This window comes from Haloferax sulfurifontis (assembly GCF_014635105.1).
GTDB classification, from domain to species: Archaea; Halobacteriota; Halobacteria; order Halobacteriales; family Haloferacaceae; genus Haloferax; species Haloferax denitrificans.
Window position 1 is genome coordinate 1 of record NZ_BMCI01000012.1, and the last position, 17,412, is coordinate 17,412.

At 67.2% G+C, this 17,412-nt stretch carries 20 protein-coding genes, 1 tRNA gene, 1 rRNA gene and 1 pseudogene; 16 read left to right on the top strand and 7 right to left on the bottom strand.

All coding sequences use genetic code 11. The features are described from left to right. Window positions 1-216: pseudogene (sod, locus tag IEV64_RS19480) on the top strand (superoxide dismutase [Mn]); the annotation flags it as partial. Window positions 217-329: 113 nt separating this feature from the next. Here the strand turns inward: sod and IEV64_RS19485 are convergent. Beyond that, window positions 330-755, bottom strand: coding sequence for a DUF7522 family protein (locus IEV64_RS19485; RefSeq protein WP_007273335.1), 426 nt, complete (start codon window positions 753-755; stop codon window positions 330-332). 170 nt (window positions 756-925) lie between these two features. On the opposite strand from IEV64_RS19485, the gene IEV64_RS19490 reads away from it, so the two are divergent. Beyond that, window positions 926-1,216: a DUF5827 family protein gene (locus IEV64_RS19490; RefSeq protein WP_007273336.1), complete on the top strand. Its 291-nt coding sequence runs from the start codon at window positions 926-928 to the stop codon at window positions 1,214-1,216. 103 nt (window positions 1,217-1,319) lie between these two features. Beyond that, complete coding sequence (locus IEV64_RS19495) at window positions 1,320-2,078, top strand: SDR family oxidoreductase (protein ID WP_188425037.1); 759 nt, start codon at window positions 1,320-1,322, stop codon at window positions 2,076-2,078. 31 nt (window positions 2,079-2,109) lie between these two features. On the opposite strand, the gene IEV64_RS19500 is transcribed toward IEV64_RS19495, so the two are convergent. Then, window positions 2,110-2,688: an MBL fold metallo-hydrolase gene (locus IEV64_RS19500; protein ID WP_007273338.1), complete on the bottom strand. Its 579-nt coding sequence runs from the start codon at window positions 2,686-2,688 to the stop codon at window positions 2,110-2,112. Window positions 2,689-2,803: 115 nt separating this feature from the next. Between IEV64_RS19500 and thyA the strand changes: the two genes are divergently transcribed. From thyA to IEV64_RS19545, 9 genes are all read left to right on the top strand, one after another. After that, window positions 2,804-3,802, top strand: a complete 999-nt coding sequence (gene thyA / locus IEV64_RS19505) for a thymidylate synthase (protein WP_007273339.1) — start codon at window positions 2,804-2,806, stop codon at window positions 3,800-3,802. Next, window positions 3,799-4,407: a dihydrofolate reductase gene (locus tag IEV64_RS19510; protein WP_007273340.1), complete on the top strand. Its 609-nt coding sequence runs from the start codon at window positions 3,799-3,801 to the stop codon at window positions 4,405-4,407. The genes thyA and IEV64_RS19510 overlap by 4 nt, the downstream gene beginning before the upstream one ends. After that, a complete protein-coding gene (locus tag IEV64_RS19515) occupies window positions 4,400-4,615 on the top strand; it encodes a DUF4177 domain-containing protein (protein WP_188425039.1) in 216 nt (71 codons plus the stop codon). Before IEV64_RS19510 ends, IEV64_RS19515 begins: the two co-directional genes overlap by 8 nt. Window positions 4,616-4,734: 119 nt before the next feature. Beyond that, window positions 4,735-5,661 carry a DUF8054 domain-containing protein gene (locus IEV64_RS19520; protein WP_188425041.1) on the top strand — a complete coding sequence of 309 codons (927 nt, stop codon included), beginning with the start codon at window positions 4,735-4,737 and terminating at the stop codon, window positions 5,659-5,661. Between the two features lie 76 nt (window positions 5,662-5,737). Further along, complete coding sequence (locus tag IEV64_RS19525; RefSeq protein WP_004969233.1) at window positions 5,738-5,920, top strand: HVO_2922 family protein; 183 nt, start codon at window positions 5,738-5,740, stop codon at window positions 5,918-5,920. 159 nt (window positions 5,921-6,079) lie between these two features. Continuing rightward, window positions 6,080-6,829 carry a proteasome subunit alpha gene (gene psmA2, locus IEV64_RS19530; RefSeq protein WP_007273343.1) on the top strand — a complete coding sequence of 250 codons (750 nt, stop codon included), beginning with the start codon at window positions 6,080-6,082 and terminating at the stop codon, window positions 6,827-6,829. Beyond that, entirely contained in the window at window positions 6,830-7,678 is an 849-nt protein-coding gene (locus tag IEV64_RS19535; protein ID WP_007273344.1) for an MOSC domain-containing protein, read from the top strand. Between the two features lie 99 nt (window positions 7,679-7,777). Further along, window positions 7,778-8,935 carry a metal-dependent hydrolase family protein gene (locus tag IEV64_RS19540; protein ID WP_188425043.1) on the top strand — a complete coding sequence of 386 codons (1,158 nt, stop codon included), beginning with the start codon at window positions 7,778-7,780 and terminating at the stop codon, window positions 8,933-8,935. A gap of 84 nt (window positions 8,936-9,019) precedes the next feature. Next, a tRNA-Glu gene (locus IEV64_RS19545) sits at window positions 9,020-9,094 on the top strand. 168 nt (window positions 9,095-9,262) lie between these two features. On the opposite strand, the gene IEV64_RS19550 is transcribed toward IEV64_RS19545, so the two are convergent. Further along, the gene (locus tag IEV64_RS19550) at window positions 9,263-9,982 is read right to left on the bottom strand and encodes a helix-turn-helix domain-containing protein (protein WP_188425045.1); all 720 of its coding nucleotides are present in this window, start codon (window positions 9,980-9,982) and stop codon (window positions 9,263-9,265) included. A gap of 364 nt (window positions 9,983-10,346) precedes the next feature. Here IEV64_RS19550 and IEV64_RS19555 point away from each other — a divergent pair, with 364 nt between their 5' ends. Then, window positions 10,347-11,660 carry a 5'-deoxyadenosine deaminase gene (locus tag IEV64_RS19555; protein WP_188425046.1) on the top strand — a complete coding sequence of 438 codons (1,314 nt, stop codon included), beginning with the start codon at window positions 10,347-10,349 and terminating at the stop codon, window positions 11,658-11,660. Between the two features lie 105 nt (window positions 11,661-11,765). Next, window positions 11,766-12,365: a GNAT family N-acetyltransferase gene (locus tag IEV64_RS19560; RefSeq protein ID WP_188425048.1), complete on the top strand. Its 600-nt coding sequence runs from the start codon at window positions 11,766-11,768 to the stop codon at window positions 12,363-12,365. 59 nt (window positions 12,366-12,424) lie between these two features. On the opposite strand, the gene IEV64_RS19565 is transcribed toward IEV64_RS19560, so the two are convergent. Further along, a complete protein-coding gene (locus IEV64_RS19565) occupies window positions 12,425-12,823 on the bottom strand; it encodes a hypothetical protein (protein ID WP_188425050.1) in 399 nt (132 codons plus the stop codon). A 54-nt stretch (window positions 12,824-12,877) separates the two neighbouring features. After that, window positions 12,878-14,068: a redox-regulated ATPase YchF gene (locus IEV64_RS19570; protein WP_007273350.1), complete on the bottom strand. Its 1,191-nt coding sequence runs from the start codon at window positions 14,066-14,068 to the stop codon at window positions 12,878-12,880. A 265-nt stretch (window positions 14,069-14,333) separates the two neighbouring features. Here IEV64_RS19570 and IEV64_RS19575 point away from each other — a divergent pair, with 265 nt between their 5' ends. Beyond that, entirely contained in the window at window positions 14,334-14,711 is a 378-nt protein-coding gene (locus IEV64_RS19575; RefSeq protein WP_188425052.1) for a DUF8124 family protein, read from the top strand. A 16-nt stretch (window positions 14,712-14,727) separates the two neighbouring features. Then, a complete protein-coding gene (locus IEV64_RS19580; protein ID WP_188425054.1) occupies window positions 14,728-15,138 on the top strand; it encodes a hypothetical protein in 411 nt (136 codons plus the stop codon). A gap of 140 nt (window positions 15,139-15,278) precedes the next feature. Here the strand turns inward: IEV64_RS19580 and IEV64_RS19585 are convergent, their stop codons facing one another. After that, complete coding sequence (locus IEV64_RS19585) at window positions 15,279-16,835, bottom strand: hypothetical protein (protein WP_188425056.1); 1,557 nt, start codon at window positions 16,833-16,835, stop codon at window positions 15,279-15,281. A gap of 342 nt (window positions 16,836-17,177) precedes the next feature. Beyond that, a 5S ribosomal RNA gene (rrf, locus tag IEV64_RS19590) occupies window positions 17,178-17,299 on the bottom strand. Between the last annotated feature and the right edge of the window lie 113 nt (window positions 17,300-17,412).

Here is a 17,412-nt window from a genome sequence, read left to right on the forward strand (position 1 = left end):
TCGTTCTCGAACCAGCTTCGGAACGTCGTCGTCGACAAGCACGACCAGGGCGCGCTCTGGGGTAGCCACCCGATTCTCGCGCTGGACGTCTGGGAGCACTCGTACTACCACGACTACGGCCCGGCCCGCGGCGACTTCGTCTCCGCGTTCTTCGAGGTCGTCGACTGGGAAGAACCGTCGGCCCGCTACGACCAGGCCGTCGAACTCTTCGAGTAAACCCGATACATCCCGACTTTTCTTTCGGACGCAACGCCGTCAGCGGCGGCGCTGTCCGCGTCGAACCGAACCGAACCGAGAGCGAGTCGTCTGCCGCGGGGTCGAGCCGCCGCTCAGGGGCGGCGGTCGCGGGCGGTCGGGTCGGAAAACAGCTCCGTCCCGCCGAACTCCTCGTTCAGCGCACAGATTCGGTCGTGCAGTGCCGCGAAGTCGCGGCCGTCGGTCCCGCGGTCGAAGCCGGCGAGGACGCCGGTGGGGTGGTCGCCGACGAACGTCCGAAACTGCTCGAACGCGTCGAACCCGCGGACGGTGTAGCCGTAGTCCGCGTAGTACAGCGTCTCGTAGGTGTCTCTCGTGACGTACCCGAACCGCTCGTTGTCGATGAATCGAGAGACGTCGAGAGATTCGAGCGCGTCGGACACGTCCTCCCTGAGATAGAGGTGTTCGTAGCCGTGGTGGTCGAAGACCCAGAGGTCCCGGAGGTCGTCCCCGCCGAAGCTACGGAAAGCCTCGACGAGTCGTGCGGGGGCGTCGCTCATCGTTTCGGGTCTCGCGTCGCGGCTGATAAGCCTACTTATGGGGCCGTCGAGGCCTGTGCGGAGGCCATGGCCGCACTCGTCAGCCACAGTGCCGTCGTCCCCGTCCCCGTCCCCGTCGCTCGCCGCCCGCGGTCGTCGGGGTTTTGCCCGTCGGCCGAGAAGCCTACGGCATGCCCAAGCCGAAAGACGACTTCGACACCCTCTACGGGTATCTCCTGTACGAACCCGCCGACATCCTCGACCCCGACTACATGTACACCGTCGGCGAAATCGCCCGCCTGATGCAGGGGCTGTCGCCGCAGGACGACCTCAGCGAGGAGACCGAAGACCGCATCGTCCAGTGGACGATTCCGTGGATCGTCGCCAATCAGGAGGACTTCGTCATCAACGACCCCCGGAGCGACGAACCGGGCTACTTCGGCCTCCACCCCGACGCCGTCCCCGAAGCAGACGAAGAGTAACGACCGCCGCGTCCCCGTTTCGCGGTTCGGCGTCCGCGAGTTCTTCCGACGTGAGACTCGCACAAACGGTTATCTGTCAGGTAGTTGTTTTCTCGCTCGTACTATGGCTCAATTCGACACCGAAGTCGCAGTCGTAACAGGCGCTGGCTCTGGAATCGGTCGCGCGACCGCGGAGGCGTTCGCCGCCGAGGGCGCGCGCGTCGTCGTCTCCGACGTGAACGTCGAAGGCGGCGAGGAGACCGTCGCGCGCATCGAGGAGGCCGGCGGGACGGCGACGTTCGTCGAGACGGACGTGACGGACGGCGACGCCGTCGCCGCGATGGTCGACACGGCGGTCTCCGAGTACGGCCGACTCGACTTCGCCTGCAACAACGCGGGCGTCGGCGGCGCGCAGAAACCGACCGCCGACCTCTCGGCCGACGAGTGGCAACAAGTCATCGACGTGAACCTCAACGGCGTCTGGCGGTCGATGCGACACGAGATTCCCGCGATGCTCGACGGCGACGGCGGCGTCATCGTCAACATGGCGTCGATTCTCGGGAAAGTCGGTTTCGCGAACGCGAGCCACTACGTCGCCGCCAAACACGGCGTCCTCGGGCTGACGAAGACCGCGGCCATCGAGTACGCCGAACAGGGCGTCCGCGTCAACGCGGTGTGTCCGGGCTTTATCGACACGCCACTGCTCGGCGAGGGCGGCCTCGACGACCCCGAAGCCCGGAAGGGAATCGAGTCGCTCCACCCGATGAACCGCCTCGGCGACGTGGACGAAATCGCCTCCGCGGTCGTCTGGCTCTGTTCGGACGGCGCGTCGTTCACGACGGGCGAAGCGCTCACCGTCGACGGCGGCTACACGAGTCGGTAAGAGGCGTCGACGAGGCGGTCGAGGCGGCGACTCACCTCGTCCGCGCCGCCTTCGCCGCGAGTTCGAGGTCCTCGCTCGGACGTGTCGTGACGCTCGGCCCGTGGCCGACGTGGAGTTCGGTCAGGTCGTCGCCGACCACCTCGCGCAGGCGGTCGATGCTCTCGACGAGCGCGCCGCGGTCACCCTCGGGGAGGTCGGTCCGACCGAAGCCGCCGTCAGCGAAGACGAGGTCGCCCGCGAAGCAGACGCCCGACCCGCGGGAGAAAAAGCACAGGTGGTCGTCCTTGTGGCCCGGCGTGTGGACCGCCTCGAACACGTCGTCGCCGATTTGGACGCGCTCGCCGTCGTCGATGCGCCTGTCCACGGCGAGGTTGCCGGTGTCGTAGCCCCACGTCTGCACGTCGAACGCCTCGCGGACGGCGTCCACGTTTCCGATGTGGTCGGGGTGCGTGTGGGTGAGGTACACCGCGTCGAGCGAGTCGGTTGCCTCCCGGACCTTCGGCACCACGTCGAAGTTCGCCCCGGCGTCCACGAGCGCGGTGGTCTCGCCGTCGACGAGAAAGACGTTGCTCGTGAAGGCCCGAGTGTCCCCTGCGAGGTTGCGAATCATGGCCACAGGTACGAAAAGCGGGGTATTCGGTGTTGTGGGCGAGCGGAAATCCGCGCTGATACGGGGAAGTTTAGTATGGTCCGACCACGACCAACAGTCAATCAGGGCACCTCTCATGCGCCAATATCTCGACCTCGTGACAGACGTTCTCGGCACCGGGCGACACAAACCCAATCGGACGGGCGTCGACACCATCTCGGGCTTCTCGAAGCACTACAGCGTCGACTTGCAGGAGGGTTTCCCGCTTCTCACGACGAAGGACCTCTCGGGCTTCCGCTGGAACTCCCTCATCCACGAACTGCTGTGGTACCTCTCCGGCGAGGAACACATCCGCACCCTCCGCGAGGAGACGGGCATCTGGGACGCGTGGGCCGACGACGACGGCCATCTCGACACGGCCTACGGTCGGTTCTGGCGGCGCTACCCGGTCCCCGAGGAGGGACTTTCGGGCGAGGCGTGGCCCGACGACGGCCACCGCTGGATGAACGACGAAGGGACGTTCGACCAACTCGCGTACGTCCTCGACACGCTCGAAGAGAACCCGAACTCCCGCCGGATGGTCATCAACGCGTGGCACCCCGCCAACGCGGCCGTCTCGACGCTCCCGCCGTGTCACTACACCTTCGTCTTCAACGTGCAGGGCGACGAACTCAACCTCCACCTGACCCAGCGCTCCGGCGATATCGCGCTCGGCGTCCCGTTCAATCTCGCGGCGTACGCCATCCTCGCGCAGGTCGTCGCCCAGCGCGCCGGCTTCGAACTCGGGTCGTTCGCCCACACCATCGTCGACGCCCACGTCTACTGCGGCACCGGCGAGCGCGGCGCGTGGTACGGCGACCACCTCGACGAACTCCAGTCCCGCCTCGCCGACGTGCAGTCGCCCGAAGGGTACCTCGACGTGCGCGAGTGGCTCCTCGACGCGGCACCCGAGGAGGCCGACGGAGAGGAGGACTACGACCACGTTCCCGGACTGCTCTTGCAGGCCTCGCGCGAACCCCGCGAGCGCCCCACGCTCGACGTGGCCGACGTGCGGCTCGAAGCCCTCTCGTTCGAGGACATCGTCCTCCGCGACTACGACCCGGCCGACGGGATTCGCTTCGCGGTGGCCGAATGAGCGGCGAGGAGATGGCCGAAGCCGAGGCCGACGACGCCGTCGGTTCCGCGGTCCGATTCGTCCTCGTCGCCGCCGTCGCCGACAACCGCGTCATCGGCCGCGACGGCGACATGCCGTGGCACCTCCCCGAGGACCTGAAGCACTTCAAGCGGACGACGACCGGGCACCCGGTCGTGATGGGCCGCAAGACCTACGAGAGCATCGCCCGCCAACTCGACGGCCCGCTCCCGGACCGCCACAGCGTCGTGCTGACGAGCCGCGACCTCGACCTTCCCGAGGGCGCTGAAGCGGTCGATTCGGTCGAATCCGCGGTCGCCGCCGCCGAGACCGCGGCCGCCGAGATGGGCGTCGAGACCGTGTACGTCGTCGGCGGCGCGACCGTCTACGAGCAGTTCCTCGACCGCGCGGTGGGGCTGGTTCTCACCGAACTCGACGCGCCCCACGAGGGCGACACGCGGTTCCCCGAGTGGGACCGCGAGGACTGGGTCGAGACCGACCGCGACGACCGCGACGGCTTCTCGTTCGTCACGTACGAGCGCCGGAAACGCGGGGACTCCGCGGCGGCCGGTGGAGCCGAGTTCGACCCGGAAGAGTCCGATGACTGACACCACCGCCCCCGGCGGCGAGTGGGAGTACAAAATCGTCCGCACGGCCGACGGCGGCCTGTTCAGCGGCGACACGTCCCCGATGGAAGACGCCCTCAACTCCCTCGGCGGCGACGGATGGGAACTCGTGGACACGATTTCCGACTCGCGCGGCGCCGGCGCGAACAGCGGGCAGACGGCGCTCGTGTTCAAGCGGCCGACGCGCTGAGACGCCGGGGGTCGTCTCGGGGGGCGCTCGCGAACGACCCGTGTTTCCCGCGACGGTCCACGAGTAGCTTTATTGACGCGAACGACCTCCTAAGAGGGAACGAAGCTTTCCCGTCCGTCATGACCACTCCGACACTCGCAGACCGACTCCGCCAACCCGAGTACACCGGCGAGAACCGATGTACTCCGTGTACCGCCGTGAACGTCGTCATCGCCGCCGCGTTGAGCCTGGTGCTCGGCGTCGCGTGGCCGCCGCTCGCGCTCGTCTCGTTCGCCCTCTTCGCGGGCGCGATTTACTTCCGCGGCTACCTCGTTCCCGGCACGCCGACGCTCACGAAGACGTACTTCCCCGACCGGGTCCTCCGGTGGTTCGACAAGGAGCCGACGCCGACCCAGACTCGCGTCGGGGCCACCGCGTCCGCGCCCGGGTCGGCCGCCGGCGACGACGCTGACGCCGAATCACCGGCCGGCGAGGTCGAATCGGGGGAGTTAGACGGCGATGGCGCGTCGGTCGCGGCGTTCGACGTGGAGGCGACCCTGCTGGACGCCGGCGCGTTGGAGGTGGACGAGAGCGGCGACGAACTCCGCCTCGCCCCGGCGTTCGAATCGGCGTGGAACGACGAAATCGCGCGCACCGACGAGGCGGTCGCGCGACGGTGGCTCGCCCGCTTGACCGGGGTCGACGAAGCAGACGTCTCGCTGGAATCTCGCTCCCGGAGTCGGTGGCTCGTGGCGATAGTCGACGGCACCACCCTCGGCACTTGGGAGTCCCGCGGCGCGCTCGTCGCGGACGTGGCCGCCGACGCCGCCCTCGACGGCCGCCTCGACGACTGGGACCGCCTGACGGCCGAACAGCGGAGCGCGCTGGCGAGGGGACTCCGCATCTATCTCAACCGATGTCCGACCTGCGGCGGCGACGTCCGATTCGGCTCGGAGACCGCCGAGTCGTGTTGCCGGTCGTGGGAGGTGTTCGCCGTCCGCTGTGAGGACTGCGAGGCGCGACTGCTGGAAGTCGACGCCGAGGCGCTCGAACCCGAAACCGCCTGAGGCGACCGGGCCGGCGCGGCGGCCGCGACGCTCCGCCAGCGAATACATTTTTGTCCGTTGACAACAGATTCTCAGTATGAGCAAGGCGCACTTCGAGGTGTTCGTCGACGCGGCGGACGACTACCGCTGGCGGCTCGTCCACGACAACGGGAACATCCTCGCCGACTCGGGCGAGGGCTACGCGTCGAAACAGAAGGCGAAGCAGGGCATCGAGAGCGTCAAGCGGAACGCCCCCGACGCGGACGTGGTCGAAGCGTAGTTCCGCGGCTGGTGGCCTCGATTCGTCGGAAATCGGAGGATTGACCGCCGATTCGAGTACGAACCCCACACCGATGCCGGGTGTGGAGGCTTTTTCCGCCTCCGGGACTGACCGGAGAGTAATGACGAACGTCGCCGACGCGAGCGAGGAGGTCGCACGATGAACCGAAACGACAAGCAGGCCTACGACCGCGGGACGTCGCTTTTCTCCCCCGACGGACGCATCTATCAGGTCGAGTACGCCCGCGAGGCCGTCAAGCGCGGCGCGCCGGTCCTCGGCGTACGCACCGCCGACGGCGTCGTTCTGGCGGCTCTCCGGTCGACCCCGTCGGAACTCATGGAAGCCGAGAGCATCGAGAAGCTACACAAGCTCGACGACGCGCTCGGCGCGGCCACGGCCGGCCACGTCGCCGACGCGCGGAAGCTCGTGGACTTCGCGCGGACGACCGCCCAGCGCGAGCACCTGCGCTACGGCGAACCCATCGGCGTCGAGACGCTCACGAAGACCATCACCGACAACATCCAAGAGAGCACGCAGTCCGGCGGCACCCGCCCGTACGGCGCGTCGCTCCTCATCGGCGGCGTCGAAAACGGCTCGGGCCGCCTCTTTGCGACCGACCCGTCCGGGACGCCCCAGGAGTGGAAGGCGGTCGCCATCGGCGGCCACCGCGAAGACGTGCAGGCCGCCCTCGAAGACGGGTACGCCGAGGACCTGTCGCTCGAAGACGGTCTCGCGCTCGCCGTGAAGGCGCTCGTCGCGGCCGACGACGAAATCGAGAGCGACGAGCTGAACCTCGTCACCGTCTCCGAGGCGGGCTACGAAATCGTCGACGAGGAGAGCATCGCCGAGCTGTTCGCCGACGCGACCGCGGACGACGGGTCCGACGAGACGGACGAAAGCGAGGAGTAGATGACGGACGGGAGCCCGACCGACGACGACTCGTCGGCGCCGACCGCGAACGCGACCGCCGGCGCGGCGGCCGTGACGCTCGACCGCATCGCGGTCTACCCGGTGAAGTCGCTCGACGCCGAGTTCGTCGACGCCGCCGACATCGTCGAGAACGGCGGGCTCCGCGGCGACCGCGAGTACGCCATCTTCGACGGGGACGACCAGTACGTCAACGGCAAGCGCGAGCGGGCGGTCCATCGCATCCGAAGCTCCGTCTCGCTCGCCGACGGCACGGTCGAACTCTCGGCCCCCGAGATGGACGACTACGACGGCCCGATAGCCGAGGCCGACGACTGGCTCTCGGCGTACTTCGGCTACCCGGTCGAACTCCGGCGCGACCCCGCCGGCGGGTTCCCCGACGACACCGAAGCCAGCGGCCCGACGGTCATCTCGACGGGAACGCTCGACGCGGTCGCCTCGTGGTTCGACGGCGTCGACGCCGACGAGATGCGCCGCCGCCTCCGGCCGAACCTCGTCCTCGACGCGACCGAGCCGTTCTGGGAGGACCACCTGTTCGACCGGCGCGGGACGGTCGTCGAGTTCGGCGTCGGAGGAGTTTCCTTCGAGGGCGTCAACCCCTGCCAGCGCTGTGTCGTCCCGAGCCGCGACCCCGACACGGGCGCTGAAACGGCCGACTTCCGGACGACGCTCATGACGAAGCGCCGGGAGACGCTCCCCGAGTGGTCCGGCGGCGACTGGTTCGACCACGACTTCCGGCTCATGGTCAACACCGCGGTTCCGGAGTCGTCGTGGGGCGAGACGCTGTCGGTCGGGGACGTCGTCACCGTCGGCGACATCGTCCCCGAGTGAGTCGAGCCTGTTTTCGTCGCGTTCGAACGCCGCGCAGACGGTTCGTTATTCTTCGTTGACACCCGCGGCTTTAGGTCACCTGCCCCGGTTGAGAGACACATGTTCACGCTATCCGGCGTGCGGGTCGTCGACGCCGACGGGGGCCGCGAGGCGAACGTGGTGATAGACGAGTCGACCGGGCGCATCGCGTCCGTCGGCGACGAGGTAGAAGGCGAGACGCGGGACCTGTCGGGTGCGGTCGTCGCGCCGGGACTCGTCGACGCCCACGTTCACCTCATGATGGACGGCCGCCCAGACGTGGCCGCCTACCGGTCCGAGCCGGTCGAACGCGCCTGCTACCGAGCGGCGGCCAACCTCCAGAAGACGCTGGCGGCGGGCGTCACGACCGTCCGCGACCTCGGTTCGCCCGGCGACACTGCGACGAGCGCGAAGGCCGCGGTCGCCGCCGGCGAACTCGACGGGCCGCGCGTCCTCGCCGCCGGGGAGAACATCACCATGACGGGCGGCCACGCCCACTGGTTGGGCCGGGAGGCCGACGGCCCGAACGAGGTTCGAAAGGCCGCCAGAGAGCAACTGAAGCGCGGCGCGGACGTGGTGAAATGCATCGCGACCGGCGGCGTCCTCACCACTGGCGCGGTCACGGGCGCGCCCGAGTTCACGGAAGCGGAGATTCGCGCCCTCGTCGACGCCGCGAGCGCGAAGGGCGTCCCGACCGCGGCCCACGCCCACGGCGAGGCGGGTATCAAAAACGCCGCCCGCGCGGGGATTTCGAGCGTCGAACACGGGATGTTCATGGACGAGGAGGCCGCGGAACTCATGGTCGAACACGGCACGTACTGGGTGCCGACGGCCTCGGCCGTCCGCGAAATCGTCGAGGCGGGCGTCGAGGGCGGCATCCCGCCGGAGGCCGTTGCGAAGGCCGAAGACGCCGCCGAACGCTTCGAAGGCGCGTGGGATCGCGCGCTCGACGCCGGCGTGAAAATCGCCATGGGGACCGACGCGGGCACGCCGTTCAACGACCACGGCGAGAACGCGCTCCGCGAGATGGAACTGCTCGTCGAGTACGGCCTGTCGCCCGCCGAGGCGCTCGAAGCCGCGACCGTCGGCGGCGCGGACCTCCTCGGATTGGACGACGTGGGGAGGGTCGCCGAGGGCTACGTCGCCGACCTCGTCGTGCTCGACGCCGACCCGAGCGAGGACGCGGGCGCGTGGCGGACGGTCCAGCAGGTGTACCGCGAGGGCGAGCGAATCGTCTAATCGCAACACGGCAGTCGGTATCACACCCGATTTGAAGCGACAACCTTTTACAATCACGAGCAATACGGAATGGTGTACCAACGTGCTCTGTTGGTGTAGTCCGGCCAATCATATCACCCTCTCACGGTGATGACCAGGGTTCGAATCCCTGACGGAGCACTTCTCTCAACCCTGAACCGCGAGCGACAGCGAGCGTGTTCGGTTCCGAAATGCGACGAAGGGTTCGAGCAACGAGCAACGCGGAGCGTTGCGAGTGAGTTCGAATCCCTGACGGAGCACTTCTCTCAACCCTGAACCGCGAGCGACAGCGAGCGTTCTCTTCGCCGTCTACGCGTCCGGGTCGCCGAGTCGCGACATCACGATGTCTTCTGCGGTTCGCAACCGGTACTGAACAGTCGAACGCGGCACGTCGAGCACGTCGCTGAGGTCCTCGACGGTCACCTTCCGCGGGCGCTCGTAGTAGCCGTGTTCGACGGCTGTTTCGAGCGCCTCCCAGTGGGCCGCCGAGAGGTCGGCCGCGATGCGCGCCTCGGCGTCCCAGTTGCCGGCGTTCGTGAGATGTTCAACGTCCAGTTGCAGGCCTTCCCTGAGTTGCGCCTCGATGGTCTCGTACAGTTCGCCGAGCGGGTGGTCGCCGGGGTAGAGGATGCGCCAGCGGTACTCGCCCGCGCGGCGGGACGACTCGAAGATGACGCCCGGTCCGACGTGTTCGAGGACGTACCGGGGAATCGAGTGGCAGTTGCTCACCTCCTCGCGGTAGGTGTAGACGGTCATCGAGTGGTCCGAGCGGTCGAGGACGTGGTAGTCGCGGTGGGTGTGGCAGTCGGGCGCGTCGAGGCACTCGTTGCACCGCGTCTCGTCGGTGAACACCTCCTCGAACGCCGACAGCCCCTCCGGCGTGCCGACGACGTGGTCGACCCGCCACATCACGTCCTCCGTGGACGAACAGACCGACGAACGAGAGCGCAGACTCGGGTACTCGTAAAACAGGTCCATCAGCTCGTCGGTCCCCTCCGAAAAGCGAACGACGAATTCGAACTCGCGCATTCGGTCTTCGTTCTGTCGCGGAGTGACTTAGCATGTACTAATCCGACATCGACTGTGTTCTCAGCCCCTTTCCGGGTCACATTCGTTTTTGTCACCGCTTCGCGACCAGGGTTAGCAGGTGCTAACGAAATAGTGAGGCCAGTTTAGCACGGAGCGAAACACGAGCGAGCAGACCGGTGCGACACGGCAGACACGGGTTCCGCCCGTCGATTCGGAAACGTACGTGTGGCTCGGGGGCGCTCGCTCGCGGGGACCGGTTCCGACCGTCCCCTCCCACCACCGACCGCATCCGTTCACTCCAACCAACCTCGGACGGCGGCCGGGTCACCACCTATTTGACGCCCGGTCGTCTACCCGCACGAGGATGTTACTCGCGGGTACGGTGGTCGCCGACGCGTCCACCATCATCGAAGAGGGCGCCGTCGTCGTCGACGGCGACCGCATCGTCGCGGTCGGAGCGCGCGCGGACCTCACAGAACGGTATCCAGACCACGAGCGACGCGAGTTCGGCATCGTCGCGCCGGGACTGGTCGGCGGCCACGTCCACTCGGTGCAGTCGCTCGGCCGTGGCATCGCTGACGACACCGAACTGCTGGACTGGCTCTTCGACCACGTGCTCCCGATGGAGGCCGGCCTCGACGCCGAAGGGATGCGCGTCGCCGCCGAGCTCGGCTACCTCGAATGCATCGAGTCCGGCACGACGACGGTCGTCGACCACCTCTCGGTCAACCACGCCGAGCAGGCGTTCGAGGCCGCGGGCGAGATGGGCATCCGGGGACGCATCGGCAAGGTGCTCATGGACACGAACGCCCCCGAGGGACTCCAAGAAGACACCGACGCGGGCCTCGCCGAGTCCGAGCGCCTCATCGAGCGCTATCACGACGGCTTCGACGGCCGCATCCAGTACGCCGTCACGCCGCGGTTCGCCGTCACCTGCTCGGAGGCGTGTCTGCGGGGCGTCCGCGAACTCGCGGACCGCTACGACGGCGTCCGCATCCACACCCACGCCAGCGAGAACCGAAACGAAATCGCCACCGTCGAGGCGGAGACGGGCATGCGCAACATCCACTGGCTCGACGAGGTCGGTATCACCGGCGACGACGTGGTGCTGGCCCACTGCGTCCACACCGACGACTCCGAGCGCGAGGTGCTCGCCGAGACCGGCACGCACGTCACCTACTGCCCGTCGTCGAACATGAAGCTCGCGTCGGGTATCGCACCGATTCCGGACTACCTCGACCGCGGTATCAACGTCGCGCTCGGGAACGACGGCCCACCGTGTAACAACACGCTCGACCCCTTTACCGAGATGCGACAGGCAAGCCTCCTCCAGAAGGTCGACGCGCTCGACCCGACGAGCACGCCCGCCGCGACGGTCTTCGAGATGGCGACGCGAAACGGCGCGAAGGCCGCCGGCTTCGACCGCGTCGGCGAACTCCGCGAGGGGTGGAAAGCGGACGTCGTCGGCATCGACACCGACCTCACGCGGGCGACGCCGCTCCACGACGTGCTGTCGCACCTCGTGTTCGCCGCCCACGGCGACGACGTGGTGTTCACCATGGTCGACGGCGACGTGCTCTACGACGGGGGCGAACACGTCCGCGCAGACGCCGACGACGTCCGAGAACGGGCGCGGGCGGTGGCCGCCGGTCTCGACTCGGCACCGACGAGCGACTGAGTACCCCCGCTCACGAGACCACCTCGCACGCAAGACCGGCCGGCCGTGTCCGCGAGGCCCGCCGCCACCGTCGCCTCTTTCTCTCCGCGCGACCCCACCTGAGTCATGACTGTCCGACTCCGTGCGGCGACGACGTCCGACCTCCCGTCGATTCGGGAAATTTACGCGCCGTTCGTCGAAGACACCGCGATTTCGTTCGCCTACGACCCGCCGAGCGTCGCTGACCTCGAAGCGAAACTGGAAACGAAGACCGACTACCCGTGGCTCGTCTGCGAACTCGACGGCGAGGTGGCCGGCTACGCCTACGCCGGGGCGATTCGGGAACGCGTCGCCTACCAGTGGGCCGTCGAGACCTCGATTTACGTCCACCCGGAGTTCCAGCGCCGCGGCGTCGCTCGCGGTCTCTACACGGCGCTTTTGGACCTGCTCGAACGGCAGGGCTACGTCACCGCGGTCGCCGTCATCACGACGCCGAACCCCGCGAGCATCGCCTTCCACGAGTCGTTCGGGTTCGAGCGCGTCGGCCGCTTCGAGCGCGTCGGCTACAAAGGCGACGCGTGGCACGACGTGGAGTGGTGGAGTCTCGACCTCGGCGACCGACCCGACAAACCCGACGCGCCGCTGTCCGTCGCCGACGCTCGCGAACGTGACTGGTGGGACGACGCGCTCGCCCGCGGGGCGGCGCTCGTCGAAAACAGCGCATAACGGTTCCCGGTTCCCGGTCCCCCCGAACCGGGAGCCCTTCTTCCCGTCAGCCCGCGCGTTCAGACGCCGGCTTCGAGCGAGTCTTCGGTCTCGGCGTCCGCCGAGTCGCCTCCGTCGGCCGTCTCGACCTCGTCGAGCGCCTCAACTTCGTCGGCCGGGTCGCCGGTCCCCGCCTGTTCGAGCACGTACCGCTCGACGCCGGCCGAGAGCATCTCCTGCCAGTCGTCGAACTCGGTGTTCGACTCGACGTACCGGTCCCACTCGTGGGTCGGTATCGACTCGAAGGAATCCTGATCTGCGACCGCGAACCCGCTTTCTTCGAGGAATTCACTGATCGATGCCGCCTGACAATGTGACTCGACCCACAACGACGGGAACAAGTCGGCCAGCGTCACCTCGCCGCCGAGACCCCCAATCTCGACGTCGAGTGTCGCGGCCGTCGTTTCGGCCTCACCCATACCCGGGTCCTACAGCCACGGATATAACGGTGTTGCGGTTGGCGTCCGAGAGAGTCAGTTCGTCGAGACGATTTCGACCACGTCGCGGTGCGAGAGCTCGTGGTCCGACCCGATCTGACGCTTCGAGTGGCAGTCGATGCCGTGGAGGAGACCGTCGCCGATGTCCGAGTGCAGGTGGTACGCGAAGTCCTCGGTCGTCGAGCCCTCGGGGAGGATAAAGCAGTCGCGGAAGACGCCCTGCGAGTCGCTCTTGCCGTTCGCGCTCCCGGGGAAGATGGCGATGGCACCCATCACGTCGAACAGCGCGTTTTCGAGCGACTGCTGGACGCCCGTGCCGCCGAACTCGGTGACGAACTCGCGAATCTGTTCGAGCCCCGCCTCCTGTTCGTCGCTCACGTCGCCGACGATGTCGAAGTCGTCGTCGCCGGGGCGGTAGTCGACGACGCCGCCCTCGTCTGCCTTCTTCAGCGCCTTCTCGGCGTGCGCCGAGGTCGGAACGAACGTCAGGTGCTCGTAGTCGGGGTCCGCCGTGATTTCCTCGTAGTTCTCCTGGGAGACCGGCTTGTCCATCTTGTTTGCCGCGATGATGATGGGCTTCGTGCGCTTCCGAATCTCGCGGGCGAGCGACTCCTTGTCCGCGTCGTCCCACTCGTCGGGGTCGAGCTCCAGCCCGAGAGAAAGGATTATCTGCTTGATTTCGTCTTTGTTCGTCTTGAACGCCGACATCTGCTCCGCGAGGTCGACTTCGATGTCCTTGTCCTCGCCGTGGTAGCCCGAGCGGTAGCGGTCGATACCCTTCTCTAAGACGTCGAGATACCACATGTCAAGTTCGTTTTCGAGGAAGTCGATGTCCTCGCGGGGGTCGTGGCCCTCCGTCGCCTCGCCTTCGATGTCCGTCTCACCGGAGAAGTCGACGACGTGGACGAGCACGTCCGCCTCGTTGAGGTCGGTGAGGAACTGGTTCCCGAGGCCCTTGCCCTCGTGTGCACCGGGGATGAGCCCCGCCACGTCGACGAGTTTGACCGGGACGAACCGCATCCCGTGGTCGCAGTAACCGACCGAGGGCGTACACGACTCGTCGAACTCCGGGGCCGCACACTCGACGCGGACGTACGCCTCGCCGATAGAGGGGTCGATGGTCGTAAACGGGTACGCACCCTCGGGCACGTCGTTCATCGTCGCCGCGTTGAAGAAACTCGACTTCCCGACGGATGGCTTTCCGACGAGACCGATCTTGTAACTCATTCGTTGGTCGGACTGGTGTCTCGAACGCTAATAACCGTTCGAGGTTCGTCTCGCTATGCGTGAAATTCACACGCCATCGGTGTCGAGGAGGTCGGTTCCCCGCGCTCGACTCCCGGGTTCGAGCGCCGGGGACGCGACTCCGTCGGCGAGTTCGCGGCGGGGAGAGCCAAGTCGAATCCGCGAGCCGACGGTCGTTCCGCGCCGGGCGCGGTCCCTTCGGCCCACGTCCGGTGCACCTTTGTCTTCACGTCACCGACTGCCGGGCATGACCGACCGCGACGAGACGGCGAGCGAAACCGCATCCGCGCCGAACGCGAACGCCGACGCGGCCGCCGCCGAGCCCTCGCCGGACGACACGGCCGACGCGGACACGTTCCGCGTCGGCATCCACGTCACCGAGACCGAGCTCCGGTTCGTGGTCAACGTCCCGTCCGACATCGACTCGGGGTGGACCGACCCCGACGCGTTCCAGCGCCTCGTCGAACGCGTCACGTGGGAACAACTCGACCAGCGGGAGACGCTTCAGACCGTCGCAACCCGCGCCGCCGAGGGCGAAACGGTGTTCCTCGGGACGGTGACGCTCCGACCGGACGAGACCGTCGTCGACCACACCCTCCGCGTGCCGCCGCTCGACGGGGCGTGACCAGACTCAGCGTCAGATGACCGAACCCGCGACCGAGACCGCGATTCGAGAGATTCAGGACGCCGCGCTCAGCCGCGCGCTCACCGACGACGACCACGCGAGACAGTCGCTCGCCGTCGCCGGCGCGCTCGAAACGGCCAGAACGGAAGCGACCGACGCCGCGTTCGACGACGGCGGCGTGACCCTTGCGGCGTCGCTGGCGTTCGTCTCGACGCTGTTCGCACACCGTCGCCTCCGCGAGTCGCTCCGGTCGAGCGTCCGCGCGTCCGACGATTCGGCGTGGTATCCCAGCGGCGCACCCGCCCGCGTCGACGACGACCTCGTGGTCGCGGGCGCACGGCTCGCGGTTCGACGGTTCGACGTCGACCCGGCGCTCGTCGGCGCGCTCGGTGACGTTTCGATAGAAGAAATCGCGTCGGGCGAGTGAGTAGCCCGACCGTCAGCCTCTGACAACGACGGTCGAGGGCGTAGTGGGATGGGGTGCCTCTGACCCACAGTACCCTCCCGGACGCGGATGGCTGAAACCCAAGCCCACGCTCGATGCGTGGGAAACCCGTGCCCGATTAGTTAGTTGTTGGCGTGGTCCGGCGGGCCACCGCCGTTGCCGTTACCGTTCGAACTGTCCGAGGAGTCGTCCGAATCGTCCGAATCGTCCGAATCGTCCGAGTCGTCCGAATCGTCCGAGTCGTCCGAGGAGTCGTCGTCTGACTCGTCGTCAGCGTCGTCTGCGGTCTCCTCGTCGTCGCTCTGGTCGTCCTCGTCGGTCGCCTTGTCGTTGTTCGCGTGCTCCGGCGGACCTCCACCGTTGCCGTTCTTGGCGTTGGCGGAGTTCCCGGGTGCGTCCTCGTCGTCGTCAGCGTCGTCGCTGTGCTTCGGACCGGCGTGGTCCGGACGCTTGTCGTCCGCGTTACCCGGGTTGTTCTCGGTCACGAAGTCGGAGACGGCCTGTCCGAGCGGGCCGTCACTGCCCGTGTCCTTGAGACGCTCGACGAAACTGCTGACGAGCTGTCCGAACGGGTCGTCCGCGGCGACTTCACCCTGCAGGGTGACGGTCGTCTCGGCGGTGAGGCCGTCGTATTCGGCGGTCACGTCGACCGTGACGGTCTGCAACGGCGAGATGAGGTCGACCGTACCGTTCTCGTCCGTCTCGTACTCTCCCGCGTCCGTGTAGTTCCCATCGACCGCGACCGACGCGTTCTCGACGGGTTCGCCGTCCTCGGTCACGGTGATGGTGACCGACTCGTTTCCGTCCTGCGAGACGGAGACGTTGAGGTCGTCAGCCTCGACGGCGACCGTCGTCTCGGCGGTGAGGCCGTCGGCGGTCGCGACGAACGTCAGGTTCGTCGTGGTCGTCGGCTCTGCGACTTCGACAGTGCCGTTCGCGTCCGTCGCGTACGTTCCGTTCCCGGCGTAGTCGGTCCCGTTGACCTGAACCGATGCGTTCTCGACGGGTTCGCCGTCCTGCGTGACGGTGGCGACGACCGTGTCGTTGGCGTCGTCAACCTCGGCGGAGACCGAAAGGTCGTCGGCCTCGACTTCGACCGTCGTCTCGGCCGTGAGGTCGCCGTCCATCGCGACGAACGTCAGGTCCGTCGTGGTCGTCGGCTCGTCGACCTCGACGGTGCCGTCCGCGTCCGTCTCGTACGTTCCGTTCCCGGCGTAGTCGGTCCCGTTGACCATGACGGACGCGCCTTCGACGGCGTCACCGTACTGGGTGACGGTGGCGACGACCGTGTCGTTGGTGTCGTCGGCCTCGACGGACACGTCGAGGGACTCGTCGAGCGGGACGAGGACGACGGACGTGCTAGTCGTGTTGTTCCCCTCGGAGACGGTGAACGTCGCGTTCACGCGTTCCTGCGGATTGGGGAGGTCGACGGTGCCGTCCGCGTCCGTCGCGTACGTTCCGTTCCCGGCGTAGTTATCGCTCGATTCGACGACGACCGTCGCGTTCTCGACGGTCGTCTCGTTCCGTGTCACGGTCACTGTCGCGTCGCCCGTGTCGGCGTCCTGCGTGACGCCGACATGGAGGGCATCGGTGCTCGCGGCACCGACGGTCCCGGGGACCATCGCGACGGCGAGCATCGCAACGACCATGACTACGGTGAGGTGTTTGCTGCCGCGCATGCAACCGTTCCTTCTAACCCTGATACGGTAAAAGGGGAGAATCGTAACCCCGGTTTTCGCTGAATTTCATCCCAATCAACGCGTTCGAAATCGGGCCTTCGTCTGTCGATTTCGTCGAGTTTCGCACCGAACGACTGACTGGGTCGCATCGAAACGCCCTCACGGTCGAGCTTAGGGGTGCATCGGAGGCGGCCCGCACTGCGAGAGTGTTGCCACTCTCGAACGACGAGAGAGACGCGACCGGAGTGCGGTCGCTGTCTGTGTGTGATGGGCGGGCGGACCATCCGCTCGCTATAAATGAAAAAAGCCCACTGGACCGAAGTCCAGTGGGCTCTATATGAGTGGGGGCGGCGAACTGGATTTCCCAGAGGATCGCTCACTCCAGTACTGACCAGAACGCAGGTGAGCTTAACTTCCGTGTTCGGGATGGGTACGGGTGGAACCTCACCGCTCTGGCCGCCTTAATGCCGACCAACGGAATCGAACCGTTGCCATACCAATATCGGTCGGGCCGTCGTACCAATGTATACGTGCAATCCAGTTTGCGCCTGGACCCGTTCTCGGGTCTCAGTGCGTA

Coding starts and splice junctions, on each gene's coding strand:
- IEV64_RS19520 (WP_188425041.1), top strand. CDS start 4,735: ATGACCACTCCGACACTCGCAGACCGACTCCGCCAACCCGAGTACACC.
- psmA2 (WP_007273343.1), top strand. CDS start 6,080: ATGAACCGAAACGACAAGCAGGCCTACGACCGCGGGACGTCGCTTTTC.
- IEV64_RS19495 (WP_188425037.1), top strand. CDS start 1,320: ATGGCTCAATTCGACACCGAAGTCGCAGTCGTAACAGGCGCTGGCTCT.
- IEV64_RS19535 (WP_007273344.1), top strand. CDS start 6,830: ATGACGGACGGGAGCCCGACCGACGACGACTCGTCGGCGCCGACCGCG.
- IEV64_RS19540 (WP_188425043.1), top strand. CDS start 7,778: ATGTTCACGCTATCCGGCGTGCGGGTCGTCGACGCCGACGGGGGCCGC.
- IEV64_RS19565 (WP_188425050.1), bottom strand. CDS start 12,823: ATGGGTGAGGCCGAAACGACGGCCGCGACACTCGACGTCGAGATTGGG.
- IEV64_RS19485 (WP_007273335.1), bottom strand. CDS start 755: ATGAGCGACGCCCCCGCACGACTCGTCGAGGCTTTCCGTAGCTTCGGC.
- IEV64_RS19570 (WP_007273350.1), bottom strand. CDS start 14,068: ATGAGTTACAAGATCGGTCTCGTCGGAAAGCCATCCGTCGGGAAGTCG.
- IEV64_RS19490 (WP_007273336.1), top strand. CDS start 926: ATGCCCAAGCCGAAAGACGACTTCGACACCCTCTACGGGTATCTCCTG.
- IEV64_RS19515 (WP_188425039.1), top strand. CDS start 4,400: ATGACTGACACCACCGCCCCCGGCGGCGAGTGGGAGTACAAAATCGTC.
- IEV64_RS19500 (WP_007273338.1), bottom strand. CDS start 2,688: ATGATTCGCAACCTCGCAGGGGACACTCGGGCCTTCACGAGCAACGTC.
- IEV64_RS19575 (WP_188425052.1), top strand. CDS start 14,334: ATGACCGACCGCGACGAGACGGCGAGCGAAACCGCATCCGCGCCGAAC.
- IEV64_RS19580 (WP_188425054.1), top strand. CDS start 14,728: ATGACCGAACCCGCGACCGAGACCGCGATTCGAGAGATTCAGGACGCC.
- thyA (WP_007273339.1), top strand. CDS start 2,804: ATGCGCCAATATCTCGACCTCGTGACAGACGTTCTCGGCACCGGGCGA.
- IEV64_RS19525 (WP_004969233.1), top strand. CDS start 5,738: ATGAGCAAGGCGCACTTCGAGGTGTTCGTCGACGCGGCGGACGACTAC.
- IEV64_RS19555 (WP_188425046.1), top strand. CDS start 10,347: ATGTTACTCGCGGGTACGGTGGTCGCCGACGCGTCCACCATCATCGAA.
- IEV64_RS19510 (WP_007273340.1), top strand. CDS start 3,799: ATGAGCGGCGAGGAGATGGCCGAAGCCGAGGCCGACGACGCCGTCGGT.
- IEV64_RS19560 (WP_188425048.1), top strand. CDS start 11,766: ATGACTGTCCGACTCCGTGCGGCGACGACGTCCGACCTCCCGTCGATT.
- IEV64_RS19585 (WP_188425056.1), bottom strand. CDS start 16,835: ATGCGCGGCAGCAAACACCTCACCGTAGTCATGGTCGTTGCGATGCTC.
- IEV64_RS19550 (WP_188425045.1), bottom strand. CDS start 9,982: ATGCGCGAGTTCGAATTCGTCGTTCGCTTTTCGGAGGGGACCGACGAG.